This window comes from Neptuniibacter pectenicola, assembly GCF_001597735.1.
In the GTDB taxonomy this organism is placed as follows: Bacteria; Pseudomonadota; Gammaproteobacteria; order Pseudomonadales; family Balneatricaceae; genus Neptuniibacter; species Neptuniibacter pectenicola.
In genome coordinates this window covers 44,165-56,810 of record NZ_LUTS01000014.1, presented here as the reverse complement: position 1 = coordinate 56,810, position 12,646 = coordinate 44,165, and the positions used below count along the sequence as shown (strand labels likewise).

10 protein-coding genes and 1 tRNA gene are annotated in these 12,646 nt (G+C 45.4%); 5 read left to right on the top strand and 6 right to left on the bottom strand.

Going from position 1 to position 12,646, the window contains the following annotated elements:
• Positions 1-110 precede the first annotated feature (110 nt).
• The 5 genes from A3773_RS15120 to nfuA all read right to left on the bottom strand — a co-directional run bounded on the left by A3773_RS15120 (position 111) and on the right by nfuA (position 5,845).
• Positions 111-1,997: a SurA N-terminal domain-containing protein gene (locus tag A3773_RS15120; RefSeq protein WP_067987695.1), complete on the bottom strand. Its 1,887-nt coding sequence runs from the start codon at positions 1,995-1,997 to the stop codon at positions 111-113.
• 76 nt (positions 1,998-2,073) lie between these two features.
• Positions 2,074-2,150, bottom strand: a tRNA-Asp gene (locus A3773_RS15115).
• A 29-nt stretch (positions 2,151-2,179) separates the two neighbouring features.
• Positions 2,180-2,455: an HU family DNA-binding protein gene (locus A3773_RS15110; RefSeq protein ID WP_007020114.1), complete on the bottom strand. Its 276-nt coding sequence runs from the start codon at positions 2,453-2,455 to the stop codon at positions 2,180-2,182.
• 130 nt (positions 2,456-2,585) lie between these two features.
• Positions 2,586-5,009 carry an endopeptidase La gene (lon, locus tag A3773_RS15105; RefSeq protein WP_067987692.1) on the bottom strand — a complete coding sequence of 808 codons (2,424 nt, stop codon included), beginning with the start codon at positions 5,007-5,009 and terminating at the stop codon, positions 2,586-2,588.
• Positions 5,010-5,251: 242 nt separating this feature from the next.
• Positions 5,252-5,845, bottom strand: a complete 594-nt coding sequence (gene nfuA, locus A3773_RS15100; RefSeq protein WP_067987689.1) for a Fe-S biogenesis protein NfuA — start codon at positions 5,843-5,845, stop codon at positions 5,252-5,254.
• Positions 5,846-6,046: 201 nt separating this feature from the next.
• Here nfuA and A3773_RS15095 point away from each other — a divergent pair, with 201 nt between their 5' ends.
• On the top strand, positions 6,047-7,375 hold the full coding sequence (locus tag A3773_RS15095) for an MATE family efflux transporter (RefSeq protein ID WP_067987686.1): 1,329 nt from the start codon (positions 6,047-6,049) through the stop codon (positions 7,373-7,375).
• Between the two features lie 134 nt (positions 7,376-7,509).
• Positions 7,510-8,688, top strand: a complete 1,179-nt coding sequence (locus tag A3773_RS15090) for a cation:proton antiporter domain-containing protein (protein WP_067987683.1) — start codon at positions 7,510-7,512, stop codon at positions 8,686-8,688.
• 17 nt (positions 8,689-8,705) lie between these two features.
• Here the strand turns inward: A3773_RS15090 and A3773_RS15085 are convergent, their stop codons facing one another.
• A complete protein-coding gene (locus A3773_RS15085) occupies positions 8,706-9,695 on the bottom strand; it encodes a glycosyl transferase family protein (protein ID WP_067987680.1) in 990 nt (329 codons plus the stop codon).
• 128 nt (positions 9,696-9,823) lie between these two features.
• Between A3773_RS15085 and A3773_RS15080 the strand changes: the two genes are divergently transcribed.
• The 3 genes from A3773_RS15080 (at position 9,824) to A3773_RS15070 (ending at position 12,640) form a co-directional block, all read left to right on the top strand.
• A complete protein-coding gene (locus A3773_RS15080; RefSeq protein ID WP_075109589.1) occupies positions 9,824-10,588 on the top strand; it encodes an adenosylcobinamide-GDP ribazoletransferase in 765 nt (254 codons plus the stop codon).
• A gap of 61 nt (positions 10,589-10,649) precedes the next feature.
• On the top strand, positions 10,650-12,005 hold the full coding sequence (gene rlmD / locus A3773_RS15075; RefSeq protein WP_067987674.1) for a 23S rRNA (uracil(1939)-C(5))-methyltransferase RlmD: 1,356 nt from the start codon (positions 10,650-10,652) through the stop codon (positions 12,003-12,005).
• Positions 12,005-12,640, top strand: coding sequence for a pseudouridine synthase (locus tag A3773_RS15070; RefSeq protein WP_067987672.1), 636 nt, complete (start codon positions 12,005-12,007; stop codon positions 12,638-12,640). Before rlmD ends, A3773_RS15070 begins: the two co-directional genes overlap by 1 nt.
• Positions 12,641-12,646: the final 6 nt, after the last annotated feature.

Genomic DNA, 12,646 nt, shown 5'->3' with positions numbered 1-12,646 from the left:
CTGGTGTGTGGTAACAACAGTTTACCAGTGGATCTCAGGCTTTTTCATTTACCATCCAAAACTGTGGGACAGCAGTGACCCGAAGGTGGTTTTTTTTAGCGTATACAAAATTATAAACGTTCGACTTCAGCCTTCTCTTTTAGCTGAGTTATATAATCTTGATAATCTTGCTGACCTTTACGGTTACTCAGCATCATGCTCATATAGCTAATTTCTTCTGGCTTAAGATCAATTTCAGCATCGATAACGTTATCGAGCACTAAGATTGATTTACTACCATCTAGCATATCAACCGCAGTATAGCTGATGCTATCTGCTGCGGGCTTAGGCAGTTTAAACGCTGCAGTACGTAACTCTTGCGCTAGGTCCTGCTGACTACGGGCAACGCCCGCAAGCGTCATGACTGTCGCACCAGAAGCAACGTTCTCTAGCGACTCGCCCTGCTTAAGTTTTGCTATTATCCCATCTGCTTGAGCAGTCAATGCCTGAGATACTTTCTCGTCAATTAACGTATCTTTAATATTTGCCGATACTTCATCAATTGTTTTCTCACGAGGCAACTCATGCTGCACAACGCGTAGAACAACCGCACGACCAGAATCTAGCTCGATAGGCGTGCTGTTTAAACCTTCTTTAATAAGCTCACCATCAAAGGCAACACTTAGCACTTTAGGGTTGGCCGTAATTTCGTCTTCATCACCACTACGTGCAAAGAGATCGGTTTTATGAATCTCCAGCTCAAGTGTTTCTGACGGTTCAACTAGATCACCCGATGAGAATGAGATATCCGCTAAACGCTCTAACTGAGCAACATAAGCTTCCTCAGATAACTGAGTCAGTAGATCATTTTCAAGATCCGCTTTCGCTTCAGCAAAGGTTGGTGTTTCAGTCTCTTCGACATCAATCAGCTTGATAATATGATAACCAAACTCTGTTCTTATTGGTGTCGATGTAGTTTGTCCTTTCTCCAATGCAAATAAAGCACCTTCAAATTCGCTAGAGAAAACACCTTTTGCATTAACACCTAAATCACCGCCCATTTCAGCGGAAGCTGGGTCATCAGACTCGGCTTTCGCTAAGGCTTCAAATGCCTCACCCGCAGCTAGACGCTCAACAAGTGCGTCCGCTTTTGCTTTAGCCGCTGCATCATCTTGCTCATCCGAGATGGCAACTAGAATATGAGCAGAGTGGCGAAGCTCTTGTGCTTGGAAAGTATCGACTAATAACTGATAAGCGTTTTGTAGCTGCTCATCCGTTACTGTTATTTCACTTGCCAACACATCACGTTCAAGTAGTAGATACTCGATAGCCACCTGCTCATCGGTTAAGAACTCGGTGCGATGCTTATCAAAGTAATCTGCTATTTCCTCATCACTCACCTCTATTGATGCACGCACTGATTCAGCAGGTAAGGTGAAATAACGTAGATCCCGCGTTTGGCTGTCCAGTTGAGCGATGGTTTTTAGCTCGGAAGGGAGTGTAAAAGCAGAGAGCATAAACGCAGCACGTTCTTGTTCTGTTACCTTTTCCTTGCGCACCAAATTACGATACATCATTGGTGTCAGACCGGCGTTACGTAGCACAGCTTCAAACTGCGCACGGTTAAACTGCCCATCTTGTTGAAAATCTGGTGTTGTCAGAATTAATTGATCAATCATAGCATCAGAGAAACTTAATCCCTGATCGGTTGCCGATTGCACAAGAACTGACTGTTCGATAAGCCCTTCCAGCACCATGTTGCTGATTAAATTATCATCAAGCAATGCTGGATCTGCATCTTCTCCCATTTGAGAAAGCATTTGGCGTTTTTGTAACTGAACACCTTGAATAAGATCTTGTTGACTAATTTCTTCGCCATTAACCGTTGCCGGTGAATTGCTGCCAGCAGTTAAACTAACAAGCGACTCAACACCAAATAAAGCAAAAGTAACTGCAATCAAACCAACAATAATCTTGGCGATGATTCCCTGAGAGTTATCCCGAATGGACTGTAGCATTATGCCTGTAAACCCCTGACCATTTTTTTTACACAAAAAAAGCGCATTCTAAACGAATGCGCCTTTCTTGATTTTTTGGCGGAACGGACGGGACTCGAACCCGCGACCCCCTGCGTGACAGGCAGGTATTCTAACCAACTGAACTACCGCTCCTTAAAGTAAGATCGTGACGCGATCAGATCTTACTTATTAACTGCGTCTTTTAAAGCCTTTCCAGGTTTAAACGTTGGCAGTGTAGCAGCGGCAATCTCAATTGGTTTGCCTGTCTGCGGATTGCGACCTGTACGAGCTGCGCGCTCTTTTACAGAAAATGTACCGAAACCTACAAGTGCTACAGAGTCTCCGTTCTGTAGTGCACCAGTCACTGCTTCAAGAGTCGCATCAAGTGCACGACCAGCAGCTGCTTTAGGAATATCGGCTGAAGCTGCGATAGCGTCGATCAGTTCAGACTTATTCACATTGTTCCCCTTTAATAGATCGTTATTTTTAGTTTTCGTAATCCATGCCCAGCAAGATGGTAAGCATTTATACCAAGCGGTAGAAAGCGGTGTCAAGACAACTTACGAACCTTTCTACCCCTTATGAACGCTAATGAGGCTTTATTTGTCCCGACTCAGTTTTTTCGGGCTTTTCTTTTGTTGCTACAACCTCATCTACTTCTTGCTCAATTGGCTTCGGCTGATATTTAAGTGCGATCTCTAAAACTTCATCAATCCACTTAACCGCCTTAATATCTAGATCTGCTTTGATATTGTCAGGAATTTCCTTCAAATCACGCTCATTTTCTTTAGGAATAAGAACAGTTTTTATTCCTCCACGATGCGCTGCAAGCAGTTTTTCTTTCAATCCGCCAATCGGTAAAACTTGTCCGCGAAGTGTTATTTCGCCGGTCATTGCCACATCTGCTCTAACCGGGATATTGGTTAAAACTGATACTAAAGCAGTACACATACCTACACCAGCACTTGGCCCATCTTTGGGTGTCGCGCCTTCAGGTACATGTATATGAATATCATGCTTCTCATGAAAGTCAGGTGCGATACCTAAAGCCGCCGCTCTGTTTCTCACGACGGTCAACGCAGCCTGAATCGATTCTTTCATTACATCGCCTAGACTACCGGTGGTCACTTGACGTCCCTTACCGGGCACCACAGCCGCTTCTATGCTAAGGATGTCGCCACCCACTTGCGTCCAAGCTAAGCCGGTCACTAAACCCACTTGATCCTGCTCTTCTGCAATGCCGAAATTATGTTTCAGTACACCGCTATAATGTTCAAGTTGGTCGTTACCAACGACGATAGTACCTGCCTTTTTCGAAAGTGCTAGTTCTTTAACAACCTTACGGCATATTTTAGCAATTTCACGCTCAAGACCACGAACACCGGCTTCTCGCGTATAGTAGCGGATAAGTCCCGTAATGGCACTATCTGTAATCTCTACTTCGCCCGTTTTTAAGCCATTATTTTTAAATTGTTTATCAACAAGATAATTACGCGCAATATTTAGCTTTTCATCCTCGGTATAACCCGGAATACGGATGATCTCCATACGGTCCAACAGAGGGCCAGGAATGTTCATGGAGTTTGATGTACACACAAACATAACATCAGAGAGGTCGTAATCAACTTCTAGATAGTGGTCATTAAAACTGGAGTTCTGTTCTGGGTCGAGCACTTCAAGCAAAGCCGATGCTGGATCGCCCCGCTGATCCATACCCATCTTGTCAATTTCATCCAAAAGGAAGAGCGGGTTCTTAACCCCGACCTTAGCCATTTTCTGTAATAGCTTACCCGGCATTGAACCTATATAGGTACGACGGTGACCACGAATCTCCGCTTCATCACGTACACCACCTAAGGCCATACGCACATATTCACGGTTTGTGGCCCGCGCTATAGAACGCCCAAGGGAGGTTTTACCCACACCTGGAGGCCCCACAAGACACAGAATAGGTCCTTTAAGTTTTTTCACACGCTTTTGAACAGCGAGGTATTCAAGAATACGGTCTTTAACCTCTTCGAGGCCATAGTGATCCTGATTAAGAATCGTCTCCGCACGCTTCATGTCATGACGTACTTTTGAACGCTTAGACCATGGAATAGACAGCATCCAATCTATATAACCACGTACCACGGTTGCTTCCGCAGACATCGGCGACATCATTTTTAACTTATTATATTCAGCAATGGTCTTATCAAACGCTTCCTGAGGCATTTTAGCGTCAGTGATACGGTTTTTAAGCTCATCCATATCATTAGTGCCAGACTCATCAAGATCGCCCAGCTCTTTCTGAATGGCCTTCATCTGCTCATTCAAATAGTATTCGCGCTGACTTTTCTCCATCTGCTTTTTAACCCGGCCCCGAATACGTTTTTCAACTTCGACCAGATCAATTTCAGATTCCATCAACGCCATCAGATGTTCAAGGCGCTCTTTGTTGCCAAGCATCTCAAGAATCTGCTGCTTTTCAACTAATTTTAATGACATGTGGGCAGCAATGGTGTCTGCCAAACGTCCCACATCATCGATATTTTGTAGAGAGGAAAGGACTTCTGAAGGGATTTTTTTGTTGACCTGAACAAAACGTTCAAACTGCTCAAGTACCGTACGCTTGTATAGCGCATCTTCGACTTCAGTCAGCGCTTCGACAGGTAACACCGATGCTTGGGCGGTAAAGAACCCGTCATCCTCATGTAAGCTGTGGATGGTGGCACGATAATCACCCTCGACCAGCACTTTGACTGTCCCATCGGGGAGTTTCAACATCTGGAGTACGCTAGCAACCGTTCCCACTTCAAACAGATCATCAGCTAAAGGCTCATCATCAGAAGCGTTCTTCTGAGCAACCAATAGGATCTCTTTTTCGCCTGACATTGCTGCTTCAAGTGCATCAATGGACTTTTCCCGGCCAACGAAAAGCGGGATTACCATGTGCGGATAAACAACGACATCCCGTAACGGGAGTACGGGCAATTCGATTACTTGTGACTGTGATTCGTCATGTTGAGTCATGCAGCAATAGCCTCATAAAACAGGTCCGCGATGCTCTGCGGAGAAATTCTTTGAATACGCGATAAACGATTAATGATTACATGGGGGTGTTTCTATATAAATGCAACCAGAAAGATCAAAATAATACTGCGTTTAGCGTGTGTTGAAGGTTATAGATATTAGAAGCATTTTTATTTTATAACAGCATCTTAGGACAGAGACAATTGAAAAGGGGAAGCAACCTTCCCCTTTTTAATTATATGTTACTTGTAGTATGCGTTTTCACGCACACTATGGTCGGTTACATCACGTACCCCAACCAAATCAGCGATACGCTCAACCAAGGTTGCTTCAACCCCGTCTTTCAGGGTCATATCAACAGCGCTACAACCTTGGCAACCACCGCCAAATTGGAGAATAGCAATATGTCCCTGCTCCTCTTCAACAACCTCAATCAGCTTCACTTCACCACCGTGGGAAGAAAGGCCTGGGTTAATGTCGGAGTAGAGTATGTAATTAATCTGTTCTGCGATTGGGCTGTCTGCCGAGACTTTAGGCACCTTAGCATTAGGCGCTTTAATGGTCAGCTGACCACCCATACGGTCTTTAGAGAAATCGACATGCGCTTCATCTAGGTATGGCACACTGTTTTTTTCAACATAAAAACGAAGTTTAGTTAGCTCCATGATTTCGTCATCTTCAATGATTTCATCTGGACGGCAATATGCTAAACAGGTTTCTGCATACGAGGTGCCCGGCTGGGTGACAAACATACGCACAGCCATTCCTTCAACATCTTGCTTGCTAAGAAGTTCTACTAGATAATCTTCAGCCGTTTCTGTAACGGTAATATTCATACGATGTCCTGTATGTTAAGCCTACACTTTAATTAGCTCTAGGATACACCCAAACTATTCCTGAGTAAATTGATCAACTATTAATCAAAATTAATTATAAGCTAATCTATTACGATAATTCTATCCATTCGTTAATTGTTTATTTGTTCACCTTTAACACCCAGAGTTCTGTTAGAATCACACCTTTTGCGCCCAACCTTTATGTCTGCATTTATTCGACAGAAAACTATTATTGCTCTCAGCCTACCGATCATTGCTGGCATGTTGTCTCAAAGTGTAATTAATCTGATCGATGCGGCTTTAGTAGGTCAGTTGGGCGAAGCCTCCCTTGCCGGCGTAGGCATTGGCAGTTACGCCAACTTTGTTGCCATCAGTTTAATCCTCGGCTTATCTTCGGGCGTACAAACGCTTGTGGCGCGTAATCGCGGCCAAGGTCAGCATCATGTTGCCGCAAGCCCCGTTCACTGGGGGTTACTCATATCGTTATTTTTTGCGCTCCCGCTGAGTGTAGTCTACATCCATTATTCGGACCTCTTTGTGTCGATGATGTCAGACGATTCCGCCGTTCAGGATATCGCCTCATCCTATTTTGATTACCGTACGGCAGCGATGTGCGCCATTGGCCTGAACCTCTCCTTTCGCGGATGGTGGAACGGTAATAAAACACCGGGGACTTATTTTAAAGTGCTGATTTTCACCCATTGCCTAAATATTGTGGTGAGCTATTGTCTTATTTTTGGCCATTTAGGCTTACCACAAATGGGGGCACCCGGCGCGGGGTTAGGCTCAGCGATTGCGTTGGTCTCCGGTGCACTGATTAATGCCGTATTGGTCTATAAAAATGCAAAAACAGCAGGCCTATTCCATTGGCATGCGGGCAGCGCCTCTGAGCTTTCGAAACTACTACAGCTGTCCATCCCCCACTCCCTTCAGCAGTTGTTTTTAGCGTTATCTATATGTGTGCTTATTTGGATCATCGGACGACTCGGTACGGGCGAGCAAGCGATTGCACATGTATTAATCAACTTATCTCTATTCCTGATCTTACCGGCTGTCGGCCTTGGCGTTGCATCCACATCACTGGTGAGTCACGCATTAGGAGAAGGCAAACAGCAGATTGCATTAACATGGGGCTGGGATGTATTAAAAACTGCGCTCGTCTTTATGGTGATACTGAGTTTACCTTTATGGTTCATCCCGGAAATAATCCTGAGTTTATTTCTACAATCTAATACACTCATAGAGCAAGCTGTATTGCCATTACAGATAACCGCTTTGGCCATATGCCTTGATGCGGCGGCAATTGTATTAACTCAAGCATTGTTTGGTGTCGGCGCAAATCGTATAGTATTTATTATATCAACCTGCGGTTTATGGGGTTTTTACCTCCCCCTAGCCTGGTTGTTTGGCCCCGCGCTTGGGTATGGTTTGATTGGAATCTGGATGATTCAATTACTTTATCGCGCCTTATCATCGCTTGTTTTTATCTACATTTGGCGACAACAGCGCTGGCAACAGATCAAATTGTAATCAATATCTTAATGGAGCCTAACGCCGTATTAGCATAATAAGTCGCTCCCCTATTTAAGCTAATTGCGCCTAACATCGGAACACCTTCGTTTATAACGCACGTTAATTATCAGTACCGAGCAAGGATCTTTTTTATGGCTGAACAGTCGGTGGTCTTTTCATTTTTCTTAATTTTTACGGGTGCGGCCATTATTGCCTCGCTTGCTCTTTACACTCGCCAGCCGCTGCTGGTCGCTTATATTGCCCTAGGCGCATGCTTAGGCCCTTATGGGCTTCAAATGGTGACAGATACTAAGCTGCTCACCGACATCTCACATGTCGGCATTATTTTTCTCTTGTTTTTACTCGGCCTTGATATGCAACCGTCCCATCTGATCCATATGCTAAAAAAGGCAACCTTAGTCGCGATCGGCAGCTCGGTCTTATTTTTCATCATAGGCTACGCCGTCGGCTTCAGTTTTGGGTACACCCAAACAGAGTGCATGATTATCGGCATCGCGTTAATGTTTTCTAGCACGATCATCGGCATCAAGTTACTGCCAACCACCGTCTTACATCACCGCCACACAGGTGAACTCGTTGTCGGCCTTTTATTACTGCAAGATATTATCGCCATTATGATGCTGCTGTTTCTCTATAGCGGTACAGGCGATAGCAGTGATTCCGAAACCATGATTAAATTCGCAAAAACACTGGTCGCACTACCACTGCTTATTTTAGGCGCTTTTGTCTTTGTAAAATTTATCTTATTAAAACTCATACAGCGATTTGATCGGTTCCATGAATATATCTTTCTTTTGGCGATCGGCTGGTGCCTTGGTCTAGCCGAGCTGGCTAACCTTGCGGGTTTATCGGCAGAGATAGGGGCGTTTGTTGCTGGCGTTTCAATCGCAACCAGTCCGATTGCGCAGTACATTGCGACCAGTTTAAAACCGCTACGTGACTTCTTTTTAATCCTATTCTTTTTCTCTATCGGCGCCAGCTTTAACTTAGCGCTGGTCGGCTTAATTGCGATCCCTGCGGTTATCCTAGCGTTGTTAGTCCTAAGCTTAAAACCGATAATCTTCCGTTTTCTGTTAAGCCATATTAGTGAGTCGCCAGCCATTGGCTGGGAGGTGGGATTCAGATTGGGCCAGATCAGTGAGTTTTCACTACTGATCGCTTATATTGCTGCAGGATCAATGATGATTGGCGAGGAAGCGTCGCATTTAATACAAGCGACAGCTATTTTAACCTTCCTCCTTTCAAGTTATGTAGTGATCTTTAACTTTCCATCACCGATTGCGGTATCGGATAAATTGCGCCGCGACTAACGGCGCTTTGCTACACCTTAACGAAACAGGTCGACCTTACGTGTTTGCCAGAGTGCCTCGGCACGCGCAAGCAACGTATCGACCTCACCCGCCTCACCTAACAACCTTAAAACAACAGCCATCGTCGACAGAATCGCTTTTTCGCCGTATTCGTGGTGCGTATCACCCTGCCATACGGCCAGTAATGTTTGCGGATCTAATTTATCTTCTTTAACAAAACGTTTCGCTACAATCCGTTGCCACTCATATTCGGTTAGCTCACCGTTCTCAACCCATTGCAGTAAACATTCAGCATCCGGTCGAATCTCAGCCTCACCACCATCACCTTTTACCGTAAGGTTACGCTGCTCACCCAGCAACTGTGCCGTTTGCTGATGCATAGGGCCATAAGCAGGATGAAAGACACCATCAATGCTGTTAGCAGCATCCGAGGGGTTTAACATACGACACAAGGTATGTACCGGCGAGCGTAAGCCCAAGATTGGCCTCAACTGAATAATCTCACCCAACGGCGGGCAGAAGCGGTCAATAGACATATAAGCAAAGCCAACACGACTGAGCTCAGACTCAACCCCTGCCCAGTCATCACAAGGCTTAAGGTTAAACAGATACAACATATCCTCAAGGTAGATACGACCCGGTGTATGGCCTTTAGCACCATGCATAAAAATTTTATAACCATGGCTAGCTAAACACAGCACCACCAGTAGATACCATGGGTGTCGATTTTTCTTACCGGCATACGTAGACCAATCTAAATCGGTTTGGACCTGTCTATCCGCGGCATAACGTGCGCGCACAGCATCAGCAAAACCCGCTAACTCTTCGGGTGCTTCCTCTTTAACACGCAACAACATAAGGAAAGCCCCCAGCTGTTCCGGTCTCACCAATCCATCCAGAATCATTCCCATCGCTTCGGCGGCTTCTTCACGCGTTAATGAACGCGTTCCTGTTTTGCCTTTACCTAAAATTCGTACAAAAGGGGCAAATTTATGCTCTTCAATCATTTGCGAGTTCAACCTTGTTCTGTGCAAACAGAATAAATACAGTAGAATTAACCCGTTATGGCACCCATAATGTATATAGCGTTATGGTACTTAATAACGGTTTTGGCTTATCTGGATCCTATAGTGTAATGAAATCATACCCTCGCCAGCTACATATTTTTTTTAACGCACTGACATACTACACCCGGTTCAGCGCCCCTAAATGGGTTGAATATTCTGCCGAAAATCAAGCAGAATCAAACCGTTACTTACCATGGATCGGTTTATTAATAGGCTTTTATACTGCGCTAATTTACTGGCTCGGTACATTTATTTTCCCTGAAAGCATCGCCGTTATTTTATCGATAGCAGCCAGTATCTGGATGAGTGGCGCCTTACATGAAGACGGCCTATCCGATTGCATTGATGGGTTCGGTGGCGGATGGGAAAAACAGCGCATATTGACCATCATGAAAGATTCAAGGTTAGGCAGCTATGGGGTAATTGCACTGCTCATGGCGTTATTACTTAAATATAATGCGCTGCTTAATTTACAAGAGACAGTCCTCACCATTATCACCGCACACTGCCTTAGCCGTTTTTTCCCCCTTATCATTATCTACCGGGAACATTACACAGGCCTTGAAGAGGGCAGCAAAGCAAAGGGGATGACAACACGAAAGATGACCCGCTTCGATTTAGCCATTGCGTTCCTGCCGGCCTTCCTCTGTTTAGCATTTAGCCCCTTCGCATATATCAGCATACTCATCCCCCTTCTAGCGCTCACCTTATGGCTTGGTGCCTATTTTCGTACATGGATCGACGGTTATACCGGCGACTGTTTAGGCTGTTGTCAGCAATTATCTGAGCTAACGATCTATATTTGGTTCTGTTTACCTTGGTTTATTGGCTAATCGCTATATAACAGCCATTGATCTCTGCTAAAATTGCCGGCTAATCTGCCGGTATCTCCTGATGAAACGAAAAAACAGCCTTTTTAATCGCCCGACGTCCACCAAAACACCCCAGTCTAAAAAGACAATTGAGTACCCTGATATTATTGAGGTGAGTGCTTTAAGTCACGAAGGGAGAGGTATCGCAAAACAGGGCGGAAAAACACTTTTCATCACCGCTGCACTGCCTGGTGAGCAGGTTCGCGTCAACATTGATACAAGGCACCGTCGTTACGACGAAGCAAGCTGCACTGAAGTTGTGACAGCGTCAGAGCACCGAGTGTCTCCAGCGTGTGAATACTACGGACGTTGCGGCGGTTGTGACCTACAGCATTTAAATCACGACCAACAGATCAGCACTAAACAGTCACTGGTTATCGATCAGCTGGCAAGGTTAGGGAAATTCACACCCTCAGAAATAGAAGCGCCGATTACCAGCCCTAGCTGGCATTATAGACGTAGCTGCCGCCTCGGCATTAACCAGCTCACGCGAGATAACAGCGCCCTTGTCGGTTTTCGCCGCAAAGGCAGTAGTAAGCTGATCAAGATTGACCACTGCCCCGTATTATCGGAGCCGCTTGATGCACTGCTGAAACGCCTACCTAAGGTACTCGAGGGCACTGATAGCTTCAAAGAAATTACCCATGCGGAAATTAGCATGGGTGATCATGAGGGTGCATTAACGCTAAGGGTCAAAAAAACACCGAAAGAAGCGCTCACCACCCAGCTCAATAAACTGGCCCAAGATAATAACTTTAAGCTGTATTTTGATTACGGTGGCAGAATTGAAGCCGTTGATGGTGAAGCCCAACTCAACTATCGAATAGCAGAAACCGATACACTCATCCACTTTGAACCCGGCGATTTCATTCAGGTTAACGCTCATGTAAATGAGCAGATGATTCAGCGCGCCCTCGCTTGGTTGCAGCTATCTGATCAGGACCGTGTATTAGATCTATTTTGTGGCATTGGTAACTTTACCCTACCTATAGCGACACGGACTGAAAGCATTGTCGGTATCGAAGGCGTAGAAGAGATGGTCGAACGCGCAAACCATAACGCTCAAAGCAATCAATTAACAAATTGTGAGTTCCACAAAGCCAACCTAACAAACGATTTACGCGCCATGCCGTGGTACAAACAAGGCTTCAATAAAATATTGCTCGACCCACCACGTACTGGCGCATTAGAGATTATTAAACAGCTAAAGCAACACTCAGCAGAGATGGTCTTATATGTCTCTTGCAACCCGGCCGCGCTTGCCCGTGATGGTGCAGAACTAATATCCCAAGGTTATACGGCAACACGTTTCTGTGTCATGGATATGTTTCCACACACCTCCCATGTTGAGTCCCTTGTCCTTTTTGAGCGCGTGTAATGGTCGATATAATCTATTCAGATGATGCCTTTGTCATCGCTAATAAACCTTACGATGTTTTATCGGTTCCCGGACGAGGCGAAGATAAGCAAGACTGCTTATGGCGCCGTGTACAAACGCAGTTTCCTACAGCTCGCGTCGTGCATCGCTTGGACTATGCAACATCGGGTGTCATGGTCTTGGCCCTTACATTGGATGCACAACGGGCACTCAACCGCAGCTTTCAAGAGCGTAAAACCCATAAACGCTACCAAGCAATTATAGCCGGGACACCTACCGAGTCGGATGGCAGCGTTGAGCTACCCTTACGGTGCGATTGGGAAAACAGGCCACTACAGATAGTGGATTTTGAACAGGGAAAAAGCGCGTTAACGCACTGGAAAGTGCTAGCGACAGAAAGAACGGCACAGGGGATAGAGAATACACGCGTTGAATTAACCCCTATTACGGGTCGCTCCCATCAGCTAAGGGTGCATATGCAAGCGATGGGGCACCCTATTTTAGGGGACCGATTCTATGCAACCCCAGAAGGGGTTGCCCAATCAGATCGCTTGTTACTGCATGCAGAGCAACTCGCCTTTCCTCACCCACTAACAGATGAGTTAGTCGAGTTCATCATACCCTGTCCTTTTTAAACAGCA